The organism is Embleya scabrispora DSM 41855 (genome assembly GCF_000372745.1).
GTDB classification, from domain to species: domain Bacteria; phylum Actinomycetota; class Actinomycetes; order Streptomycetales; family Streptomycetaceae; genus Embleya; species Embleya scabrispora.
In genome coordinates this window covers 45,489-66,084 of record NZ_KB889697.1, presented here as the reverse complement: position 1 = coordinate 66,084, position 20,596 = coordinate 45,489, and the positions used below count along the sequence as shown (strand labels likewise).

The following is a 20,596-nucleotide window of genomic DNA, read 5'->3' as shown; positions in this document are numbered from 1 at the left end:
CATCCTCGTCGAACCACCTTGATCTACGGAGTGAGCGCCATGACCACCACCCTGTTCCGGGGCGTCATCCGCACCGGCGCGGGCGACACCCACACGCTGGCCGTCCGGGACGGCCGGGTCCTCGCGCTCGGGACGGCCGCACTCGGGCTCGACGCGGACGAGGTCGTCGAACTGGGCGGCGGCCTGCTGCTGCCGGCGTTCGGCGACGGACACGCCCATCCCCTATTCGGCGGTCTCGAACACTTCGGGCCGCAGGTCAAGGGGCTGACCACGGTCGCGGAGATCGTCGCCGAGGTCGGCCGATGGGCGGCCGAACACCCGGACGAGGAGTGGATCGTCGGCGCCAGTTACGACCCGACGCTGGTTCCGGACGGCGAGTTCGACGCGCGTTGGCTGGACGGGGCGGTGGCCGATCGGCCGGTGGTGCTGCGGGCGTACGACTACCACACGGTGTGGTGCAATACCGAGGCGCTGCGCCGGGCCGGGGTCACCGCCGAGACGCCGCAGCCTCGGCTCGGTTGGATCGTACGTCGGCCCGACGGCTCGGCGCTGGGCACGCTGCGCGAGTGGCACGCGTGTGATCTGGTGCTCGATCGGGTGCCTGGGCGGCCGGTGGACGAACTGGTCGACGCGTTGCGGGTGGCCGGTTCGGCGTACGCGAGCGCGGGGCTGACGTGGGTTCAGGACGCCTGGGTGGAACCGGAGATGGTGCCGGCCTATGTCGAGGCGGCCCGGCGCGGGGCGTTGTTGTTCCGGGCCGATCTCGCGTTTCGCGCCGATCCGGACCGGTGGCGCGATCAGCGTGCCGAGTTCGTCACGGCGCGGGCGCGAGTGGCCGCCGAGGGTGGGCCGTTGTTGTCCGCGCGGACGGTGAAGTTCTTCGCGGACGGCGTGATCGAGGGTGGGACGGCGGCGATGTTGGCGCCGTACTGCGACGCCCCGCACAGCTGCGGGATGCCGGTCTGGCCGCCCGCCGCGCTCGCCGAGGCGGTCGCCGCGTTCGACGCGGACGGGTTTCGGGTGCACATCCACGCGATCGGCGACGCGGGTGTACGGACCGCACTGGACGCCATCGAGGCCGCCGTCTCGACCAACCCCGCGCGGGATCGGCGGCCCGTGATCGCACACGTGCAACTCGTCGACCCGGCCGACCTGGACCGCTTCGCGCGGCTCGGAGTGATCGCCAACTTCGAGCCGTTGTGGGCCCAACTCGACCCGCTGCAGACCGAGTTGTCCATCCCGCGCGTCGGGGCCGAGCGGGCCGATCGGCAGTATCCGATGCGCACGCTGGTCGACTCGGGTGCTCCGGTGTCGTTCGGGAGCGACTGGCCGGTGAGTTCGCATCAGCCGTTGGAGGGCATCCAGGTCGCGGTTACCCGACGCACGTTCGAGGGCGTGCCGGTCGACGGATGGATGCCGCACGAGCGGTTGACGGTGGATCAGGCCCTGGACGCGTACACGGGCGGCGTCGCGTATCAGGCGTTCGCGGACGATCGGCGGGTGCTGGAGGTGGGCAGCGCGGCCGATCTGGTCTGGCTGAGCGCGGATCCGCGGGTGGTGGATGCGATGGAGCTGCGGCGGATCGTGGTCGAGGGGACGTGGTTGGCGGGGACGCGCACACATTGACCGGCACGCCGACGATGCATGGGCTACGGGCCGCGTGGCCGGGTGCCGATGCTTGGGAGGCGCCTCGCGCCTCCTTACCGCCTTGTGTACGAATGAGGTCGGGGCGTGTTGGCCTGGTGGGTTGTCTGATTGGTGCTCACCTCTCGGCGGCGCGGTCGGAGACCAGGGCGGCGACTGCCGCGTAGGTCTCGTCGAAGTACTCGCGGCGTCCGAGGTGGCGCTGGAGGGTTCGCCACTGCTTGTGTTCAGCGTTGGCGTGCTCGACGCAGCGCCGGACAACTCCGTCGCCGCCGCCAGCCCGCCGCCAGGCGAACCAACCGCGCAGCGATCACTCTGGCTGGTCGGTTTCGCCGGCGACAGACCCGATGCCGACGCCAAGCAGGCCCGACAGCTCGGTGCGACCGAAGTTCGCCGGGCTCCCACGGAGACGTGGTCTTGCGCGATCCCACCGGTGCTCTGTTCGGCCTTACCCGGCACGCCCGGTAGTGCCACTCCGCCCGAACGCGTTGCTCCGGGCAATCGCGCACCAAGTTGTTAGCAGGTGTTGGGCAATTCCGTTGTGGATGTGCGTATTTGACGGCGACTCTACCCCTTCGAGTGAATCCGGCAGGGATTTGGGCTAAAGGCATCAATTCTGCCGGATGATCGTTCTCATGAGCGCATGGGGTCGGGCGCGCCGGTGGGGGTGCGTGGTCGGGGTGGGCGCCTTGTTGGCTGCTCCGGCCGGTGTGGCGTGGGCGGGGTCGGGTGCCGGCGGCAGCCACGCGCCGGGCACGAGTGTGGATGTGTGCGTTTCGATCGGCAGTTCGCCCGGAGCGAGCGTCCGGGTGGACGTGATTCCGGCCACCGGTCCGCCGACCGGCGGGATCGGGTTGAAGGTCGATTTCCGACTGGTGCGGGACGGCTCGTGTCGGCCCACGCCCAAGCCGTCGCCGACACCGACCAAACCCAAGCCGACGCCACCACCCTCACCGCCGCCGAAGCCCACACCGAAACCCACGCCGCCCGTGGTCCGGTCCACACCGATCGCGGTCGTGGTGCCCGCGTCGACGCCGCCGGCGAGGCCGACCCCGAAGCCGCCGAGTACACCGCCGCCGACCAGCCCGCCGATCGTGACTCCGCCGCCGCTGCAACCGATCGCGGTCCGGCGTCCGGTGGCTCGCCCGCCCGCGGTGGCACCGCCGGTGCGTGGGACGTCGATCGTCACGACGACGCTGCTGATCACCGCGCCGGCGATCCTGGCCGGGGCCGCGCTCAAGCCGCGTGGGCGAGCGGGCGCACGCGGTTCGGGCGGCGGGTCGCGCTGAGGGCCGGCAACCCGAACTCCCGCCGCGTTCAGTCCGGTTCCTCCCGACCGAGTCGTCGGATGCGGGCCGCTGTCCGGTCTCCATTCGGGCGCTGAGGACTCCGGTCCTTCGAGTCCGTTTACAAGCTCGGCTCCATCGCAATCCTCGATCCGGAGGTCACCCATGTCCCATTGGGTTGTACTGGCGCTTGCGATGGCCGCGGTGTGCGCGGTCGTCCTGTCGGTCGTCGTGCTCAAGTCGCGCCGGTTGCCGGACGACGACGATCCGTCGGCAACCCCGGACGTACTCGAATACATGACGATGATGATCGGCGTGGTCTACGCGATCGTGCTCGGTCTGGCGATCGCGGGCGTGTGGGAGGGGCGGGGCGCGGCCGAGGACGAGGTGCGGCACGAGGCGCAGGCGCTGCACGAGGTCAGCGAGCGGGTCCGGGTCTATCCGCCGCCGGTGCGCGACCGGATCCGGGCGGACATCGACGCCTACGTGCGGTACGTGGTCAAGAAGGAGTGGGGCTATATGGCCGACCACGGCGAACTGTCCGACCGCGGCACGCAGTTGTTCGACGCGGTGCGACACGGTGCCACCGACTACGTGCCGCAGGGCGACCAGGAATCCCAGATGTACCAGCCGATCCTGGACCAGATCGCGATCGCGGACGACGCGCGTCAGGCGCGTGGGGGCCAGGCCGGCTCGTCGATGCCGGGACTGGTGTGGTTCGGCCTGATCGTCGGCGCCGTGGTCACCGTGGGCATGATCTTCACGCTGCAGATCCGCAGATCCGCACCGGAGTTGATCGTGGCCGGGCTGTTCAGCGCGCTGATCGCGTTCCTGCTGTTCCTGATCTGGGACCTGGACGCGCCGTTCGGTCAGGGCATGACGGCGGCTTCGGACGCGTTCGTGTCGCTGTTCCCCGGAGCCGGTTAGCGGGCCGGCGGCCGATGTGTGGCGCAGGCGGGGCGTCGTCGGATAGCCGGCCGCTCGGCCGACACCGGACCGGGAGGTTCGGATAACGGGCCCGACGAGAAATGCCCAACACCCGGTCCACCCGGACATGCCGACTCCGAGCACCCGGTCGTGTCGAGCATGGTCGAGCAGGTGTGCCGGGCCGACCCGGCACACCTGCCGGGGCAATCAGTGCACCTCCGTGCGGATGACGCGCATCGTGCCGGCCAGCAGCGGACCCAGTAGCCAGATGGCCATCGCGGTGCCGAGCCTGGCCCATTCGACACCGGTGACGCCGGTGTCGTAGAGGGGGTCGAGGGTCGTACCCGGATTGATCCAACGATTGGTGGTCTCCATGGCGGAGACGAGGTTGGCAAGGATCGCCAGCAGGCTCGGAATCATGAAGTAGGCCACGATCGCCGGCGGTGCGTTCAACAACGCCATCCCGAACGCCATACCGATGGTGATGCTCAGGACCGCGGCAAGGAGCATCGACGCGATCACCGAGAGCGGTATGGACCAGGCGCCCGCGCCCCGATGGGTGATCGTGGCGGTGAGCCGGCCGAGGCTCGCGCACACCAGGCCCATCACGAGTCCGATCGCACTCAGCACACCTCCTGCCGCCAGCTTCGCGCCGAGCACCCGGCGGCGGTCCGGCACCAGCGTGAACGTGGTCAGGGCCGTGCGCTGGGACCATTCGGCGGTCACCGCCAGGATCCCGATCACCGGGAACAGCACGGCGACGCCGGCCTGGGAGGAGTTGAGAAAGTGCCGCCAGGTGCGGTCCTCGAGTGGCGCGGCGGTCAGGGTCACGATCACCAGGGCCACGGCGGCGAGAGCGACCACGCCCAACAGCCATCGACCGGCGCGGGTGTCGGTCATCTTGCGCAGTTCGACCTCGGTCAGCCGACCGAGGGTGGGCGCGGCGACCGTCATGACGCGATCTCCTGGGGGACGGAACCGATCAGGCTCAGGAACATCTCTTCGAGTCCTTCGTGCTCGGGCGGTCGCAGCTCCGACAGGGCCACCCCCGCGTGTGCGGCGGCGCGCCCGACCGCCTCCGGCGGTGCGTCGACCAGGAATGCCCCGGCCGCCTCGGCCGGGCGGTGCGTCAGGCCGGCCGCGATCAGTGCGGTGCGCAGCGCGACCGGGTCGGGGCCGGCCACCCGGGTGCCGTGGCGCGTGGTGAGCAGATCGTCCTTCGCGCCGTCGGCGACGACTCGGCCCTTGGCGATCATCACGATCCGGTCGGCCACCGCCTCTATCTCGCGCAACTGGTGCGACGAGAGCAGAACGGTGCCGCCCCGGTCGGCGAAGCCCCGCAGGAGCGTGCGCATTTGATAGACCCCTTCGGGGTCCAGGCCGCTGGTGGGTTCGTCCAGAATGAGCACGGCAGGGTCGCCGAGCAGCGCCTGTGCGACGCCCAGGCGCTGGCGCATCCCGAACGAATAGCCGCCCACGCGCCGCCGGGCCGCCGGGCCGGACAGGCCGACGAGGGTGAGCAGTTCCTCGACGCGGGCCCGATCCACATCCAGCAGGCGGGCACACAGCGACAGCGTCTCGCGCCCACTGCGGCCCGCGTGCTGGGCGGCCGCGTCGAGCAGGACGCCGACGTGTCGACCGGGGTTGGCCAGTCGCCGATACGGCACACCCAGGATGCTCGCGCCGCCTCGGGTGGGTGGGGTGAGGCCGCAGATCATCCGCATCGTGGTGGACTTGCCCGCTCCGTTGGGTCCCAGGAATCCGGTCACCGTGCCGGGTTCGCAACGAAACGAGACGTCGTCGACGGCGACGTGTTCCCCATAGCGCTTGGTCAGGTGCTCGACTGTGATCATGTCTTCAGCGTGGCCGCGCCGGGTGGTGATCCACAGCGGCCGAGGGGCCACGATCCGAGGCGTTGGTCTACACCCACCGCGACCAAGGACTGCGCGAGCGGGACCGGGAGTAGGGCGCGGCGGAGCGCGGATCGACGTGACCCGGATTCCCGGGCCGATGCGGGTGCGTGCCGACCCGCGAAAGTCGGCCTGGTGCGGGGCCGGGACCGCAGTCGCGGCCGGTCCCGAGCCGCGTCGCCGGCGCCGGCAGCTCAGCCGTCGGAGGCGTCGTGCACGAGGAGGGCGATCTGCACGCGGTTGTTGAGATCGAGCTTGGCCAACAGGCGGGATACGTACGCCTTGACGGTCGCGATGCTGATCGACAGTTCCTTGCCGATCTCGGCGTTGGTACGGCCCTTGCCGACGAGTGCGGCCACGGCGCGTTCGCCTTCGCTGAGACGGTCGAGTGCCGCCCGGGCGCGAGCTCGGCGCGGGTCCACGCCGGCCGCGGCCACGTAGGACATCATGCGGCGCATCACGTCGGGGGAGAGCATCGGTTCACCACCGGCGACGCGGCGGATCGCCTCGATGATGTCCGGCGGCGGGGTGTGCTTGAGCAGGAACCCGCTCGCGCCCGCGCGCATCGCCTTGAGGATGTGGTCGTCGGTGTCGAAGGTGGTCATCACGATCACCTCCGGCGCCTCGGGCCTGGCCCGCAGCGCGGCGGTGGCGGCCAGTCCGTCCATCCGGGGCATCCGGATGTCCATCAGCACCACGTCGGGTAGATGTGCGTCGACCGCGCCGAGCACGTCGGCGCCGTCGGCCACCTCCGCCACCACGCGCACGTCGGGCAGACCGGAAAGCATCATCGAGAGTCCGGCGCGCACGAGCGCGTCGTCGTCGACGACAAGGACCCGGACACAGCCGTCGGTGGTAGTCATTTGGCCAACGGTAGCCAGACCCGGAGTCGGAAGTCACCGTCGCCGGTGTGCCCGTGCTCCAGCCGGCCGCCGATCAGCGCCACTCGCTCGCGCAGCCCGATCAGTCCGGCGCCGGCACCGGGGATGCCGCTCGTTTGGCCACCCGGCAGCCGGTTCACCACTTCGATGGCCAGGCCGTCCTCGGGGGCCGGTGCGACCAGCACGCGCACGTGTGCACCGGGGGCGTGTTTGCGGGCGTTGGTCAAACCCTCCTGGACGATCCGGTAGGCGTGCCGGCCGGTGCGCCCGGACACCGACGGGAGCTCGGCCAGGTCGAGGTGCACGGTCGCGCCGGCCTGTCGGGACTCCTCGACCAGCGCGGGCAGGTCGCTGAGCACCGGTTGCGGGCGCTCGGGCTCCTCGCCCTCGGTCTCGTCGGGGTGCGCACGCAATACGCCGATGACCTCGCGCAGGTCTTCCAACGCCTCGAACGCGCACTGGCGGATGATCTCGGCGGCGCGTGCCTCCTCGGGTGACGCGCCGGCGCGGTATTCCAGTGCGCCCGCGTGGATCGCGAGCAGTGAGATCCGGTGTGCGAGCACGTCGTGCATCTCCCGGGCGAGCCGCTCGCGTTCGAGGTGTCGGGCCTCTTCCACACGCAGCCGCTGGCCCTCCTCGGCCTGCCGGGCGCGTTCGCGCCACGATGCGGTGAGCTGCCGCTGGGATCGGATGAGCATGCCGGTGACCACGGAGGTGGTGATCAGCAGGAACATCGCCAGGACGGACTCCCAGTAGGTGCGCGGGGAGTCGGCGCCGACCCAGAACGTGCCCGCGATCACCGCGATTTGGCACCCGGCGACGGACACGCTGATCCGCCACGGCCGGTGGATCGCCAGGTTGAGCAGGGCGACCGGGCCCGAGCCGGTGACGGCGGCCGAGAAGAATCCGACGACTGCCCAGGCCACGGCGAGCGCGGTTGGTCGACTGCGGCGGAACAGCAGCATGGCCGCGAACATGATGCCGCCGAGAACCGCCTCGACCCACACGTTCGGCGCCTTGTCGTCTTCCTGGAGCGCGGTCGCGAGGATCATCGAGCCGAGCACGAAGGCGGCCAGCGCGTAGCCGAGGTCGGCGGCCCATTCGCGGCGGGTCCGGGTCGGGTGGGTTGCCCGGCGCGTGGGGGTGGCCGGCTCCGAGGCCGGATCGTCCGGGTGGGCGCGGATCTTGAACACATCCGCAGCCTAGGCAGTGCTCCCCCGGATCCGGCAGTGACCGGGAGTCGACGCCACCATCGACTTTGGTCGGCGTTCGCGAGCCGGTCGGCGCGTACTCTCGGGCGTGCGGTGGGCCGATGCGGGCCGCCGTTCGACGGCACCTGCCGCGCGGGCGGATCGGGCCGACCGACTTCGCCCGGCCGGGGCCGACCGGGCCCCGCCCACCCGACGGCCCCGCCCCCCCGGGTGCGAACCGCGCCCGCCGCTCAGCCGATTTCGGAGAGGCAGTACGTGCTTCCGTAGGTCGGGATTCCGTTGCGCGTCCAGTAGCTGGAGTACGTGTAGTCCGCGCCGCTCACGTTGTCGCACGGCCGGCCGGCCGTCATGTACGGGAACACGCGCAGGACCTTGAAGTTGGCCTTGGGGTCGGAGCACCGGACCGAGAGCAACTGCTCCTGGCTGCCGCCCGTGTTGATCCGGCCGCTGAGGCATTCGCCCTTGTCGTACGCGGTCTTGGTGCTCTCGGGGGTCGCGGAGGACTCGGCGGTCCGGGTCGCCCGGCTCGTGGCCGACGGCGATTCGGTGGCCCGGGTCCTGGTCGAGACGGGTGTCGTCGCCGTCGAGGTGCGCGGTGCGAACACCGAATCGGACGCGGAAGTCGTACTTGTGGGTGTGGTGGAGACGTGCGCGGTGTTCTTGCCGTCCCCGTTGCAGCCTCCGACCAGGAGGAGGACGGCCGACACGGCCACGATCACCCCGGACGGTGCGCGTCCGCCGATCGACCCGATGCGACAGGTCATGACGATGCCCCTTTCGTGCCGTGTCATCCGCTCGACGGCACCGCTGAACCATGACCGCCCTCGATTCGCCTCGGCAACCGAATCGCCGCCAATCAAGGGGAGTCCCTCAACCACCTCACCCGACAACCGGGCCGGGCGGAGTGTCGGAGGGCTTGCGAGCAATCTGCTCCGGCCGTCCTGATGTCGCGCTGATGCGGCTCCTTGCACACGGCCGCCACTGTCGCGAAGTCGTTGTCGACGTGCAGCACGACGAGGTCGTGATGGACGGCCGTTGCACAGACCGGCAGATCCAGCGCCCGGTGGCGCGATGCCGGTCCTGCCGGGTGAGTTCGTACCGTGCGGTCTCCACCCGGCGTCAAGTTATGTGTGCGTTCAGCATAGGTAGCCGATATCGACCGATTCGGCGGTGAGTTCGGCGTTGCAGGCGTTGCAGGTTCAGCGCGGGGCCAGGGGGTTGCCGCAGGTGACGTGGGAGATGCGGACGCCGGCGAGGCCGTCGGCGGTGAAGCGTTGTTCGGACCAGGCGATCAAGAAGGCGAAGGTCGGGAAGAAGTCGTGTCCCTTGGGGGTCAGTCGGTAGCCGGTACGGCGGGCGCCTTCCCGGAGCGGGACCCGGGTCAGGATGCCCTCGTCGGTGAGCAGGCCCAGGCGGGTGTTCAGGGTGTGCGGGGCGGTGTCGTGGATCAGCCGTTGGAAGTCGCCGAAGCGGTGCACGCCCAGGAACGCGGCGGCCAGGATCGCGGTGCAGGTGCGATCGGCCAGTACGGCCGCCGGCGGCGATCGGGGAGTGCTCGCCGGTCGCGGCGGCCGAGCGGTGGTAGCGCCGCCTCGGGTTGGTGGCCGCGGCCGGTACCGCGGGATCGCGCACCGCGGCGGTGTCCCGCGCGCTCACCCCGATCGCCCCGCACGCGCCGCAGCCGAAGGGGACGACCGGTTCAATCGTGAACGGCGGCACGATCGCGATGGGACACGCGTTCGGCGCCACCGGTGCGATCCCGGCCGGTGCGTGTGCGGGGGAACTCGTGGGATCGGGCGGGCGGTTCGGGACGGCGGCGGTGAGTGGAGCGGCGGGGTCGGGGTCGGATGTGATGTTGGAGAGGGCGACGTGAGCGAGGACGAGGAATCCACCGGATCGGGCCTGTCGGTCTCGCTCGGCCTGTGGCAGGACCGGCCGGCGCGGGAGGCGCTCGCGACGGCCCGGCTGGCCGACGAACTCGGCTACGACGAACTGTGGCTCGGCGAGATGGCGACCTACGACGTGTTCGCGCCGGCCACCGCGGTGGCCGGGGGCACCGAGCGGATCCCGTTGACGGTGGGGCCGTTGGCGGTGACCGTACGCGATCCGGCGACCATCGCGATGGGCGCGGCCTCGGTCCGGGCGCTGACCGGGCGGCGGGTGACGGTCGCGCTGGGGACGTCCTCGACGGTGGTGGTCGAGGAGTGGCACGGGCGCTCGCGGGCCAGGGCGGGTGTGGCGTTTGCGGAATCCGCCCGACAGACACGGGAGTTGCTGGATGGCGCGCGGTCGGATGGGCATGGGTCGATGGTCCGCTCGCGCGGTTACCGGCTGCGGTTGCCGGCGCCGGGCGGATCGGGTCTGACCGTCGCCGCGTTCGGACCTGCGGCGATCCGGACGGCGGCGCGGTACGCGGATCGGCTGGTGCTGAACCCGGTGTCGGTCGAGACGGCGGGGAGTTGATCGGTGTGCTTGAGCGGGCCGCGAAGGAGGCCCGGCGGCCTCGGCCTCGGGTCGCCGTGTGGGTGTGTGCGGCGGTGGGTGCGGAGACGGGTGCGGAGGCCGGCGTGACGGAGGGGACGGAGCAACTGCGGTGCGGGTTGGTGGGGTATCTGGCCGCGCCCGGGTACGCGGAGATGTTCGCCCGCGCGGGTTTTGCGGAGCTGGTCGCCTATGCGCGCACGCGGCCGCGTCCACGGGAGTTGCCGGCCGCGATTCCGGCTTCGGCGGTTGCGGTGGTGGTGGGGGTCGTGGGGGCGGTGGCGCACGGCCGGGAGCGAATCGCGGCGTATCGGGGAGTGGGGGTGGACGAGGTCGTGCTTGTGCCTGCGGCTACCGCGGGGGATCCGGCTGGGGCGGCGACGTTGCGGGCGCTTTCCCCCGGTTGACGCCTCGACCTTGTCTCCAGGCTGCCTGAGGGGGCGCAGGGTCCTGCGGACTCGCCGAGTGTCGCCCGGTCCATTCGTCCTCAAACGCCGGATGGGCTGGGTGGCTTGGTCCGTTCGTCCTCAAACACCGGGTGGGTTGGGTGGGTTGGGATCGCGGCCGTGCGGGTGGTGGGGCGGGCTTGGGGTGTCCTCGAACGCCGGACGGGCCGAGGGCGTTCGGAAGGGCTGTGAGCGCCCGGTCGGACTGTGGGCGCCCAATTGGGCTTGGGGGTTTCGGTTGGGCCGGGGGGTTGTACGGACGGGTTGGTCGAGCGGGCTGCTCGGGCGGGCCGTGAGAGGCCCCCGGAGGGCCGCCCCCGACTCGGGCCACTATGCCTGCGCATCCAGGTCCGTTGCGTAGAGTTCGATGGCTTTGCGGTAGGGGGTCACCCGGGGGTCGGTGCTGGTTCGGGCGATGACCCGGAGGAGGGATTCCACTGCGGTCTTGGCGTCACCGGCGTTGTACAGGGCCATCGCCAGGAACGTGGTCAGGCCCGCGTCGTCCGGGAATTCGCCGAGGCCGCGGCGCAGGATCGCCACCGCCTTGTCGTGTGCGCCGAACGCACGGTACGTGCTGCCCAGGCCCAGGAACGCGCCCAGTCGATCCTCGGCGGTCAGGCCGTCCCCGATCAGGGCCCATTCGTAGAACGGCACGGCCTCCCGCTCCAAGCCGAGCACGTCGTGTGCCCATGCCGCCTGATAGGCGATCTGCGCGTCGCCCGGGTACCGCTCGACCAGCGGCACCAGCCGCTCCCGTGCCTCCTCGGGCCGGCCCGCCTCGCGCAGCGCGATCGCCTCGGCCAGGGCGGTGTCTCGTTCGTTCCCGATCATCCGGGCAGTCTTCCCTATCGGGTCGCCTGCACACGGTCGGGTTCGGCCGCCACCCGCACAGGTTGCGCCGTTCGGCGCGCGCTCGGGATCGACCACGCGAGCAGCGCCGCGAGCAGGCAGCCGATGCCCAGCATGCCGAAGCAGATCAGGTAGCCCATCAGCTCCGGCGCCTGCGCGACGCCCGCGGCCCGTGCGGTGCCCGTGTCGACCAGGGACGCGCTCAGGATCGCGCCCAGCACGGCCGTACCGGTCGCCCCGCCCACCGTGCGCAACACCGCGTTCATTCCGTTGGCCACGCCGGTCATGTCGGCCGGCACGTGGTCGTTGATCAGCGCGGGCATCGCGGAGAACGCGAGTCCCAGGCCGAAGCCGAACAACACGCCGACCATCGAGAACGCCCACCAGTGCCCGTGCAGCGGCAGCAACAGCGCGAAGGCCGTGCCGCTGAGCAGCGGTCCGAGCACCAGTGCGGGCTTGGGGCCGTACCGGTTGGTCATCCGGGCCGCGACCGGTGCCGCCGCCAGGTTGCCGATCGTGCCCGGCAGCATGATCAGGCCGGCGATCAGCACGGATTTGCCGAACCCGTACCCGAGCGCCGACGGTGCCTGGATGAAGGGCGGGAACAGCAGTGAGGAGCCGTACATCGCCATGCCGGTGAACAGCCCGGACAGGTTGGCCAGCAGCACCGGCCGGCGGGCCATCACGCGCAGGTCCACCAGGGGTTCGGGGTGGTGCAGCGCCCAGCCGATCCAGGCGGCGAACATCACCGCGGCGGTGATCAGCCCGCCGAGCACCAGCGGCGCGCCCCACCCGGAGCGGCTGCCCATGCTCACCGCGGCGAGCAGCGCGGCCAGCCAGCCGGACAGGGTCAGCGCGCCGACCAGGTCCACATGGCCCGAACGCCGCTCGGCGGTATCCGGCACCACGCGCCACACCATCAGCATGGAAAGCAGTGCGACCAGCGCGGAGAGCCAGAACAGCAGGTGGTAGTCCCAGCGGTCGGCGATCAGTCCCGTCATCACCGAGCCGAAGGTGGCGCCGACGCTGATCGTGGCGCCGATGGTGGCGATGCTGCCCGCCGAGCGCTCCTTGGGGAATTCGTCGCGGACCACACTGAGCGCGAGCGGGACCACGCCGCCGCCCATGCCTTGGAGCACCCGGCCGGTGATCAGCATCACGTAGGAGGTGGTGCACGCGGCCAGGACCGAGCCCAGTGCGACGGCCGCCAGGGCGTACAGCAGGAATCGTTTGCGTCCGCGCAGGTCGCCGAGCCGGCCGAGCAGCGGGGTGGCCACCGCCGAGGCGAGCAGGTTGCCGGTGAGCACCCACGCGATGGCCGAACTGGAGACGCCGAGACGGTTCTGCAGTTGCGGCAGGATCGGCGAGACCACGGTCTGCATGACCGCCATCGTGGTCGCGGCGAAGGACAGGGCGACCAGGATCATCGTCGGGCCGTGGCGCTTGGTCGGTGTGCGCGCGGCCCCCTTCGTGCCGGTGCTCATGCCGTCAGCGGCCGGTCCTCGACCCAGTCACAGTGCAGGGTGCGGGTCTCGATGCGCCAGCCCTCGCCGGTGCGCACGAACGTGTCGAGGTAGCGGATCGACATCACCCGGTCGCGGCGCACCCCGCACGATTCGTAGATGTGGTGCGCCGTGCAGTACGTCTCGGCGTTCGCACGATCGCCGCCCGGTTCGAAGGCGACGAGCTGATTGGCGATCAGATGGGTGGTGGCCAGGTAACGGTCCAGGCTCGTCAGCGCCTTGGCGATCTCGGCGCGGCCGGCGCGCACCGCGGGCGGTTCGGTGGATCCGGGGTCGCGGTGGACCACCAGGCGGCCCTCGGGCGTGAACATCGAGGCGACGAGGTCGGGCTTGCGGCGGTCCGCGCCGTGGGCGTAGATCTGCACCACATCCCGGAGCTCGCTGCGGTCGCGCAGTTCGCCCGGATTGTGCAGAGCGGGCGAATCCGCCTCGTAGTCGTGCATGTCCACCCTTTCACCAACCGTTGATCGCATGCTGGCAGCAGTTGGATGACACACGCAAGTTTCTCTGACGTCGCGTCAGTTACATCTCCCGCACGACGCGCGCGCCGGCGCGCGGCGCCGGCCGGCCGGCTCTCGCGCACGACGCGCCGCCGCCACACCGCCGGCCGGCAGGCTCTCCCCATACGATCCGGACCGCCTCGCCGCCGCAGACCCGCTAGCGCTCGCTTGCGACGAACACCACGTCCGGTTCCCCCCGCGGGACCGGCACTCGATGCACGCTCACGTGCGCGAACCGCCGCCGCAGCCGGTCGGCGAACTCCGGACTCGCGGTCGCGCTCCACACGGTCAGCACGCCACCCGGCAACAAACGGGCCCGCAGCGCGGCAAGTCCCGCGTCGTCGTAGAGCGAGGCGTTGCCGTCGGTCACCGTCCAGTCCGGCCCGTTGTCGATGTCCAGGCACAACGCGTGGAAGCGCTCGTGCGACTGCTCGGCGACGGGTCCGACGCCCGGCCCCGCAGTCGGCTCGGCGACCCGGGAGCGCACCCAGGCCACCAGGTCGGATGTGACCACCCTCACGCGCGGGTCGGTCAAGGCGTGTCCGGAGAACGGCGCGAGCGGCCCCGCACCCCACCGCACGACGGCGGGTTCGCGTTCGATCACGGTCACCTGGGCGACCCGGGCGTCGGTCAGTGCCTCGCGCAGGGTGAAGCCGACGCCCAGACCGCCGACCAGGATCCGCGGATTCGGGGTGTCGCCGAGCGCGTCGAGCGCGGTGCGCACCAAGAGCCGCTCCGAGGCGCCCGCGCGCGTGTCCATCAGGAAGCAGCCGTTGCTGATGATCTCGTAGTGCTCGCCCGCACGCCGCAGGACGAGTTCGCCGTCCGCCGCCGGGACGCGTTCGATCTCGTGTGCGTCGGTGGTCGAATCGATCGTGTACATCGGTTCACTGACTCCTTGTCGCTTTATGGAGAACGGTTGTCACTGTGTCGGCTTTTGGCTTCGCGGGCACTTCGCGGACCACGCGAGACGGATCGCCGGCACCTCATAACAGTGCCATCACGAAGCCGAGGAATTGCGATCCCGAGAGGCCGAACAGTGACACGTGTGTAGTCACGCGCCCCGGCGCGCAAGGGACTGTTCTCGGCCTGCCGGCCAGCGGTTTTCGCCGGTTCGGTGACTCTTGCACCCTGTGGAACACCCCGTTAAGGTCCCGGCCATTGCTTCATGGCCCATTGACTGATGGCATGTCAGATCCAGTCGCAGGGACGCCTCGCAGGCGGAGCCCGGGGCAGGGCGAGCACAAGACGAGAACGACGCGAGCACAGCGCAGGAGAAGTACGTGAGAGCGCACCGGGCACATCGGCCCGGCCCGCGGAAACGAAGTGTCGGGAGGGCTGATGGCATCAACTTCCGCCGGGCGGCGTGGGACGCGCCGCCGAGCGGCGGCCGGCTTGCTGGTCGTGCCGCTCCTGTTGGCGGTCGGCTGTAGTCGCTCGGGTGACGACGCGGTGGCCAAGGGTCCGCAGGTCGGGAACCCTTCCGGAACCAACCCGGTCAAGAACGACAAGGTGCCCACCGGTGCGGCCGGTGACTTCGGCACACTCAAGGACGTCTGCGGCAAGGGCGACGGCAAACCGCTCACCAAGAAGGCCGATCGCGGCGTCACGGAGAAGCAGATCACGGTCAGCGTGACCGGCGACCCCGGCGCTCCCGCGCAACCGGGTCTGGGCAAAGAGTTCTTCGAGATGGCCGACGGCTTCACCAAGTGGTGCAACGGCCTCGGTGGGATCAACGGCCGCACGATCAAGCTGACCCAGCGCGACGCCGCGCTCAGCAACGTCGGCACGGTCATGACGGCGGCCTGCCAGAGCGACTTCATGGTCGTCGGTGGCGGCAACCCGTTCGACAACGACGGGGTCAAGGCCCGCACCGGGTGCAAGCTCGGCGCCTTCCCGGCCTACGTGGTCGGCGAGGAATCGGCCAAGGCCGACCTCCAGGACCTCGCGGTCGGCCTGCCGGTCTCCACCACGGTCGTGGGCGCGTACAAGGCGGTCTTCGCCGCGCACCCCGAGGTCAAGGCCAAGGTCGGCCTGCTGGGCCAGAACATGGCCTCGCTGCGGCCCTCGATGATCCGCTACAAGGCCGGCGTCGAGGCGGCCGGCGGCACGGTCGTCTACAAGGAAGACGTCCCGGTCATGCCGCCGCCCGGGCGCACGACGCTGGAGAAGATGAAGACCGCCGGCGTCGAGATGCTGATCACCACGTGGCTCGCGGTGGACTCGGCGTCGATGTTCCGCGAGATGGACGCGATGAACTGGCACCCCAAGGTCATCGTCAGCGACGCGTCGGCGTACAACCGCTACACGCTCGCCGCCGCCAAGAACTCGAAGATCCCCGACACCTACATCTACCCGACGTTCGTGCCGCAGTCGCTCGGCGACAAGAACCCCGCCGTGCAGAAGGCGCTGGAGATCCTGCACCTCGCGGAACCGAACAAGGACCTCGAGTTCTTCCACATGTCCGGGATCAACTCCTGGCTGCTGTGGGCGAGCGCGGTCAAGGAGTGCGGTACGGAGGTCACCACGGAGTGCGTGCTGGCCAAGGGCAAGCGCGCCAACTGGGACGCGGGCGGCCTGTTCGCCCCCGGACCGATCGTGGAGACCAAGGACGTGCGCGCCTCGGACTGCTTCACCATGGTCAAGGCGACCGCCAAGGGCTTCGAGTACGACGCGGCGCTGACCAAGCCGAACAAGGCCGAGTTCTTCAACTGCGACCCGGGCAACGTGGTCGCCGTCGCGCCCGGTGCGCCCAGCGCGCAGACCTCGGCGCCGCCGGCCAATCCGCCCGCCGACACACCGCCACCGGCCGGCGCGCCCGAGTCGAGCACCCCGCCGCCCGCCGACGGAGGCGAGCCGCCGCCGGCCCTGCCGCCGGAGGAGGGCAGCTGAGCCGCTCGCACACCGGAGCGACACCGCACCACCGCACCACCGCACCACCTTGTGACACCGAAGCAGTGAACCGCAGCGCCGAGCTGCACCGCATCACCGCCGAATCCGTCGGCCGCCGACCCGCTCGGCCCGACCAGGCGACACCCGTCGTCCTCCCGCCCCGCACCGGGCGGGGGGACGGCTCCAGCGGCCCTGACGACCTGTCAGGAGCCGTGCCGCACCAGTCTCCGAGACCGATCGCCCCGCGACACGGCCCGGCCCGAACGGAGGGCGCGTGCACGAGTTCATCATCCTCACCATCAGCGGCCTGGTCACCGGCGGCATCTATGCCATCACCGCCGGCGGCCTGACCCTGACCTACACCACCACGGGCATCTTCAACTTCGCCCACGGCGTCACCGGCGCGCTCGCCGCGTTCACGTACTGGCAACTGCACTTCGACTGGGGCTGGCCGGTCTGGCTGTCCATCATCGTGGTGCTCGGCATCCTGGCCCCGGCATTCGGGGTGTTCCTGCACTTCGCCATCATGCGACGCCTGGAGGGCACGTCGGAGACGACGCGCCTGATGGTGACCGTCGCGGTGCTGCTGAGCCTGCTCGCCACGGTGATGTGGGTCTGGGATCCGCAGACTCCGCGCAACGTGGTCAACTTCTTCCCCGGCGAGTCCGTGGACATGGCCGGCACGCGGGTGTCCTACCACGACCTGATCACCCTGGCCGTGGCGCTGATCGTCGCGATCGGCCTGTGGGTGCTGTTGCGCTCCACCCGCGCCGGTGTGGCCATGCGCGCCACCGTCGACGACCGCAACCTCGCGGTGCTCAACGGCTCGCGTCCCGAGGTGCCCGGCATGCTGGCCTGGGCGACCGGCACCATGCTGGCCGCCGTCGCGGGCATCCTGATCGCGCCCAAGCTCTCCTTCGCCGCACTGCCGCTGACCCTGCTGATCGTCAACGCCTACGCCGCGGCGGTGATCGGCCGGCTCAAGAGCCTGCCGTGGACCTTCGTCGGCGCGATGATCATCGGTTTGGTCACCGAGTACGGCAAGGGCTACCTCACCGAGACCAGGTTCCCCACCGCGGGCCCCTACCTGTCCGGCCTCACCGACTCGATGCCGGTGCTGGTGCTGTTCCTGGCGATCATGCTGCTGCCCACGTCCCGGCTGCGCGGCCACGCCTCCTCCCGCACCCGGGAGATCGCCCACCGCCCGACCTGGACCGGCTCGCTCGTCTTCGCCGCCCTGGTGATCGCGGGCGCGGTGGTCGCGGCCAACACCCTGGGCGCCGCCGACCTGTTCGCCAGCACCAAGATGTGGGGCTTCGCGATCATCGCCCTGTCGGTGATCCCGCTGGTGGGCTACGCCGGGAAGATGTCGCTGGCCCAGTTGGGCTTCGCGGGCATCGGCGCGATCTGCGTGTCGCACCTGGGCTCCGGCGGCAACCCGCTGGGCCTGCTGTGGGCCGCGCTGATCTGCGCGGGCATCGGCGTGCTGGTCGCGCTGCCGGCGCTGCGTCTGTCCGGGATCTACCTGGCCCTGGCCACCGCCGCCTTCGCGGTCATGCTGGACCGCTGGATCTTCCAACTGCCCGCGTTCACCTGGGGCGACACCAGGATCGACCTGTTCAACAGCGGCACGCTCAACTTCGAGCGGTTCGACTGGCCGGGCATCGACATCTCCTCCGACCGGGCCTACTTCATCTTCGGCGCGGTCTTCTTCGCGCTGTCCTCGCTCGTGGTGGTGTGGATCCGGCGCGGCGAGTTCGGCCGCAGGCTGCTGGCCATGAAGGACAGCCCGGCGGCGTGCGCGACGATCGGGATGAACCACAAGCTGACCACGCTCACCGTCTTCGGCCTCTCCGCCGCGATGGCGGGCGTCGGCGGCGGCATCCTGGGCGGCGCGCTGGGCACCCTGTCGCCGGTCAACTTCGACTTCACCGCCGGACTCTCGGTGCTGATGCTGATGGTGATCGCCGGCCTGACCTCGCCGGGCGCCGCACTGTTCGCCGGCATCTTCCTGGGTACGCCGCTGATCACCAACCTCTTCCCCGACTACGCCCAGCTCACCACGATCCTGATCGGCCTCAACGGCATCGCGCTGGGCAAGAACCCGAACGGGTTCATCGCCGCCAAGATCCGTCCGGAATGGGAGCCCGCCCTGCAGCGGCCGTTCATCCTGGCGGGCAGTGCGGCGGCCCAACTGGTGCTGGTCGTCCTGCGGTTCACCGACGTGATCGGCAACTGGGCCTTCGTCATCGGCATCCTGCTCGCGGTGATCGGCATCCCGGCCGCGGTCAAGGGCGAGCTGATGCTCAAGGCGCCGCGGACCGAACAGGAGCTGCCGCCGGGCCTGTCCGAGCAGCCCGAAGGACTGGGCCTGAACGGACACCGGTTCAAGCCCGCCGACATCGAGGGCCTGGACAAGCTGATCGCGATGCCCTCGCTGCCGACGGTCGCGATGGCCGAAACACCGTCACCCACCCTGCCTGGAGCGCGTCATGGGGCTTGAGGTCGAGGGCGTCACGGTCCGCTTCGGCGGCCACACCGCCCTGAACAACGTCAACATCTGGGCCCACGAGGGCAAGGTCACCGGCCTGATCGGGCCCAACGGCGCGGGCAAGACCACGATCTTCAACGTGATCACCGGCCTCCAGCCGCCGTCCTCGGGCCGGGTCCGGATGGACGGACGCGACGTCAGCAAACTCGCGCCCTACCGTCGGGCCCGCCTGGGCATGGCCCGCACCTTCCAACGCCTGGAGCTGTTCGGCTCGTTGACGGTCCGGGAGAACATCCAGGTCGCCGCCGCGCAGTACCGACGGCTGCACCGCGGTACCAGGGAAACGGCGCAGGACACCTCCGCGCGCCTGTTGCACCGACTCAACCTGACCTCGATCGCGCACGTGCGCGCCGACCAACTGCCCACCGGGCAGGGCCGCGTGGTCGAGCTGGCGCGATCGCTGGCGTCCCGACCCAAAATCCTGCTCCTGGACGAGCCCGCCTCCGGCCAGGACGATGAGGAGACGCGCGGCTTCGGCCAGTTGTTGCGCGAGATCGCCGCCGACGGGGTCGCGGTGCTGCTGGTCGAGCACGACATGGATCTGGTGATGAGTACCTGCGACGAACTGCACGTGCTTGACTTCGGCAAAAAAATCGCCAACGGTACGTGCGACGAGATCCGCACCAACGCCGCCGTGCAGGCGGCGTACCTCGGTACCGCCGACGCCGCGGAGGCCGACGAAGTCCTGCAGGAGACCGTATGACGCTGAATGTGGCCGACGCGCGACCGGCCGGGCCGGCCGGCGCCCCGCCGCTGCTCGAACTGCGCGGCATCAGCGCCGCGTACGAGCAGGTCGAGGTGCTGCACAAGGTGGACCTCGCGGTGCCCACCGGCAAGGTCATGGCGGTCCTGGGCCCCAACGGAGCCGGCAAGACCACGATGCTCAAGGTGATCACCGGGCTGCACGAGCCCACCGGCGGGGACATCTTCCTCGCCGGGCGGTGCGTCACCGGGGCCGCGCCCGTGGACCTGGCCCGGATCGGCCTGTGCAGCATCCCGGAAGGCCGAGGGGTCTTCCCCAATCTCACCGTGTCCGAAAACCTGTGGATGGCCACCTACCGAGGAGTCTCCCGCAAGGAGATCGAGGAGAAGGTCTTCCCGATCTTCCCCCGCCTCAAGGAACGCCGGACCCAGGCCGCGGGCACGATGTCGGGCGGCGAACAGCAGATGCTGGCCGTCGCCCGGGCGATCGCCACCAACCCGGCCATCATCCTGCTCGACGAGCTGTCGATGGGCCTCGCGCCCCTCGTCGTCGACCAGCTGTACGACGTGGTCGGCAAGATCGCCGAGACCGGTGTCACCGTGCTCCTGGTCGAGCAGTTCGCGCGCACGGCCCTGGCCGTCGCCGACCTCGCCGCGGTCATGAGCGGTGGCCGGATCCTTCAGGTCGGCACTCCGGACGAGATCGCCGGCGACCTGCACAGCGCGTACCTGGGCGGCTGATCGGACATGGCCGTTGGGTACGTACCAACCTCACGGCGACCCACGAGGTGAC

20 protein-coding genes are annotated in these 20,596 nt (G+C 70.6%); 9 read left to right on the top strand and 11 right to left on the bottom strand.

The window, feature by feature from the left end:
• Positions 1-39 precede the first annotated feature (39 nt).
• A complete protein-coding gene (locus tag A3IC_RS0137475; RefSeq protein WP_020555214.1) occupies positions 40-1,626 on the top strand; it encodes an amidohydrolase in 1,587 nt (528 codons plus the stop codon).
• 628 nt (positions 1,627-2,254) lie between these two features.
• On the opposite strand, the gene A3IC_RS72735 is transcribed toward A3IC_RS0137475, so the two are convergent.
• Positions 2,255-2,884, bottom strand: coding sequence for a hypothetical protein (locus A3IC_RS72735; protein ID WP_020555213.1), 630 nt, complete (start codon positions 2,882-2,884; stop codon positions 2,255-2,257).
• A gap of 211 nt (positions 2,885-3,095) precedes the next feature.
• Here A3IC_RS72735 and A3IC_RS0137465 point away from each other — a divergent pair, with 211 nt between their 5' ends.
• Positions 3,096-3,857, top strand: a complete 762-nt coding sequence (locus A3IC_RS0137465) for a bestrophin-like domain (RefSeq protein WP_020555212.1) — start codon at positions 3,096-3,098, stop codon at positions 3,855-3,857.
• Between the two features lie 207 nt (positions 3,858-4,064).
• Here A3IC_RS0137465 and A3IC_RS0137460 read toward each other — a convergent pair whose 3' ends face one another.
• From A3IC_RS0137460 to A3IC_RS63150, 6 genes are all read right to left on the bottom strand, one after another.
• Positions 4,065-4,811 carry an ABC transporter permease gene (locus tag A3IC_RS0137460; RefSeq protein WP_020555211.1) on the bottom strand — a complete coding sequence of 249 codons (747 nt, stop codon included), beginning with the start codon at positions 4,809-4,811 and terminating at the stop codon, positions 4,065-4,067.
• Complete coding sequence (locus A3IC_RS0137455) at positions 4,808-5,710, bottom strand: ABC transporter ATP-binding protein (RefSeq protein WP_020555210.1); 903 nt, start codon at positions 5,708-5,710, stop codon at positions 4,808-4,810. Before A3IC_RS0137455 ends, A3IC_RS0137460 begins: the two co-directional genes overlap by 4 nt.
• Positions 5,711-5,961: 251 nt before the next feature.
• A complete protein-coding gene (locus tag A3IC_RS0137450) occupies positions 5,962-6,630 on the bottom strand; it encodes a response regulator transcription factor (RefSeq protein ID WP_020555209.1) in 669 nt (222 codons plus the stop codon).
• Positions 6,627-7,841 carry a sensor histidine kinase gene (locus A3IC_RS0137445; RefSeq protein ID WP_020555208.1) on the bottom strand — a complete coding sequence of 405 codons (1,215 nt, stop codon included), beginning with the start codon at positions 7,839-7,841 and terminating at the stop codon, positions 6,627-6,629. The genes A3IC_RS0137450 and A3IC_RS0137445 overlap by 4 nt, the downstream gene beginning before the upstream one ends.
• 248 nt (positions 7,842-8,089) lie before the next feature.
• Positions 8,090-8,623 (bottom strand): LppU/SCO3897 family protein, encoded by a 534-nt coding sequence (locus A3IC_RS0137440; RefSeq protein ID WP_026219188.1) that lies wholly within the window; start codon positions 8,621-8,623, stop codon positions 8,090-8,092.
• 435 nt (positions 8,624-9,058) lie between these two features.
• On the bottom strand, positions 9,059-9,385 hold the full coding sequence (locus A3IC_RS63150; protein ID WP_205354240.1) for a winged helix-turn-helix transcriptional regulator: 327 nt from the start codon (positions 9,383-9,385) through the stop codon (positions 9,059-9,061).
• Positions 9,386-9,459: 74 nt separating this feature from the next.
• Between A3IC_RS63150 and A3IC_RS73170 the strand changes: the two genes are divergently transcribed.
• The 3 genes from A3IC_RS73170 (at position 9,460) to A3IC_RS70315 (ending at position 10,747) form a co-directional block, all read left to right on the top strand.
• Entirely contained in the window at positions 9,460-9,732 is a 273-nt protein-coding gene (locus A3IC_RS73170; RefSeq protein ID WP_020555206.1) for a hypothetical protein, read from the top strand.
• The gene (locus A3IC_RS70320) at positions 9,729-10,322 is read left to right on the top strand and encodes an LLM class F420-dependent oxidoreductase (protein ID WP_205354227.1); all 594 of its coding nucleotides are present in this window, start codon (positions 9,729-9,731) and stop codon (positions 10,320-10,322) included. The genes A3IC_RS73170 and A3IC_RS70320 overlap by 4 nt, the downstream gene beginning before the upstream one ends.
• Before the next feature lie 104 nt (positions 10,323-10,426).
• Positions 10,427-10,747 carry an LLM class oxidoreductase gene (locus A3IC_RS70315; RefSeq protein WP_205354226.1) on the top strand — a complete coding sequence of 107 codons (321 nt, stop codon included), beginning with the start codon at positions 10,427-10,429 and terminating at the stop codon, positions 10,745-10,747.
• Between the two features lie 369 nt (positions 10,748-11,116).
• Here the strand turns inward: A3IC_RS70315 and A3IC_RS0137420 are convergent, their stop codons facing one another.
• The 4 genes from A3IC_RS0137420 to A3IC_RS0137405 all read right to left on the bottom strand — a co-directional run bounded on the left by A3IC_RS0137420 (position 11,117) and on the right by A3IC_RS0137405 (position 14,541).
• On the bottom strand, positions 11,117-11,617 hold the full coding sequence (locus A3IC_RS0137420) for a tetratricopeptide repeat protein (RefSeq protein ID WP_020555205.1): 501 nt from the start codon (positions 11,615-11,617) through the stop codon (positions 11,117-11,119).
• Between the two features lie 14 nt (positions 11,618-11,631).
• Positions 11,632-13,119 carry an MFS transporter gene (locus A3IC_RS58755; protein WP_020555204.1) on the bottom strand — a complete coding sequence of 496 codons (1,488 nt, stop codon included), beginning with the start codon at positions 13,117-13,119 and terminating at the stop codon, positions 11,632-11,634.
• Complete coding sequence (locus A3IC_RS58750; RefSeq protein ID WP_020555203.1) at positions 13,116-13,601, bottom strand: nuclear transport factor 2 family protein; 486 nt, start codon at positions 13,599-13,601, stop codon at positions 13,116-13,118. Before A3IC_RS58750 ends, A3IC_RS58755 begins: the two co-directional genes overlap by 4 nt.
• A 214-nt stretch (positions 13,602-13,815) precedes the next feature.
• Entirely contained in the window at positions 13,816-14,541 is a 726-nt protein-coding gene (locus tag A3IC_RS0137405; RefSeq protein WP_020555202.1) for a spermidine synthase, read from the bottom strand.
• Between the two features lie 458 nt (positions 14,542-14,999).
• Here A3IC_RS0137405 and A3IC_RS0137400 point away from each other — a divergent pair, with 458 nt between their 5' ends.
• The 4 genes from A3IC_RS0137400 to A3IC_RS0137385 all read left to right on the top strand — a co-directional run bounded on the left by A3IC_RS0137400 (position 15,000) and on the right by A3IC_RS0137385 (position 20,544).
• Positions 15,000-16,550: an ABC transporter substrate-binding protein gene (locus tag A3IC_RS0137400; protein ID WP_079026926.1), complete on the top strand. Its 1,551-nt coding sequence runs from the start codon at positions 15,000-15,002 to the stop codon at positions 16,548-16,550.
• Between the two features lie 274 nt (positions 16,551-16,824).
• Positions 16,825-19,053 (top strand): ABC transporter permease, encoded by a 2,229-nt coding sequence (locus A3IC_RS0137395; RefSeq protein ID WP_020555200.1) that lies wholly within the window; start codon positions 16,825-16,827, stop codon positions 19,051-19,053.
• Complete coding sequence (locus tag A3IC_RS0137390) at positions 19,043-19,804, top strand: ABC transporter ATP-binding protein (protein WP_020555199.1); 762 nt, start codon at positions 19,043-19,045, stop codon at positions 19,802-19,804. Before A3IC_RS0137395 ends, A3IC_RS0137390 begins: the two co-directional genes overlap by 11 nt.
• Positions 19,801-20,544: an ABC transporter ATP-binding protein gene (locus A3IC_RS0137385; RefSeq protein WP_020555198.1), complete on the top strand. Its 744-nt coding sequence runs from the start codon at positions 19,801-19,803 to the stop codon at positions 20,542-20,544. The genes A3IC_RS0137390 and A3IC_RS0137385 overlap by 4 nt, the downstream gene beginning before the upstream one ends.
• Positions 20,545-20,596 lie beyond the last annotated feature (52 nt).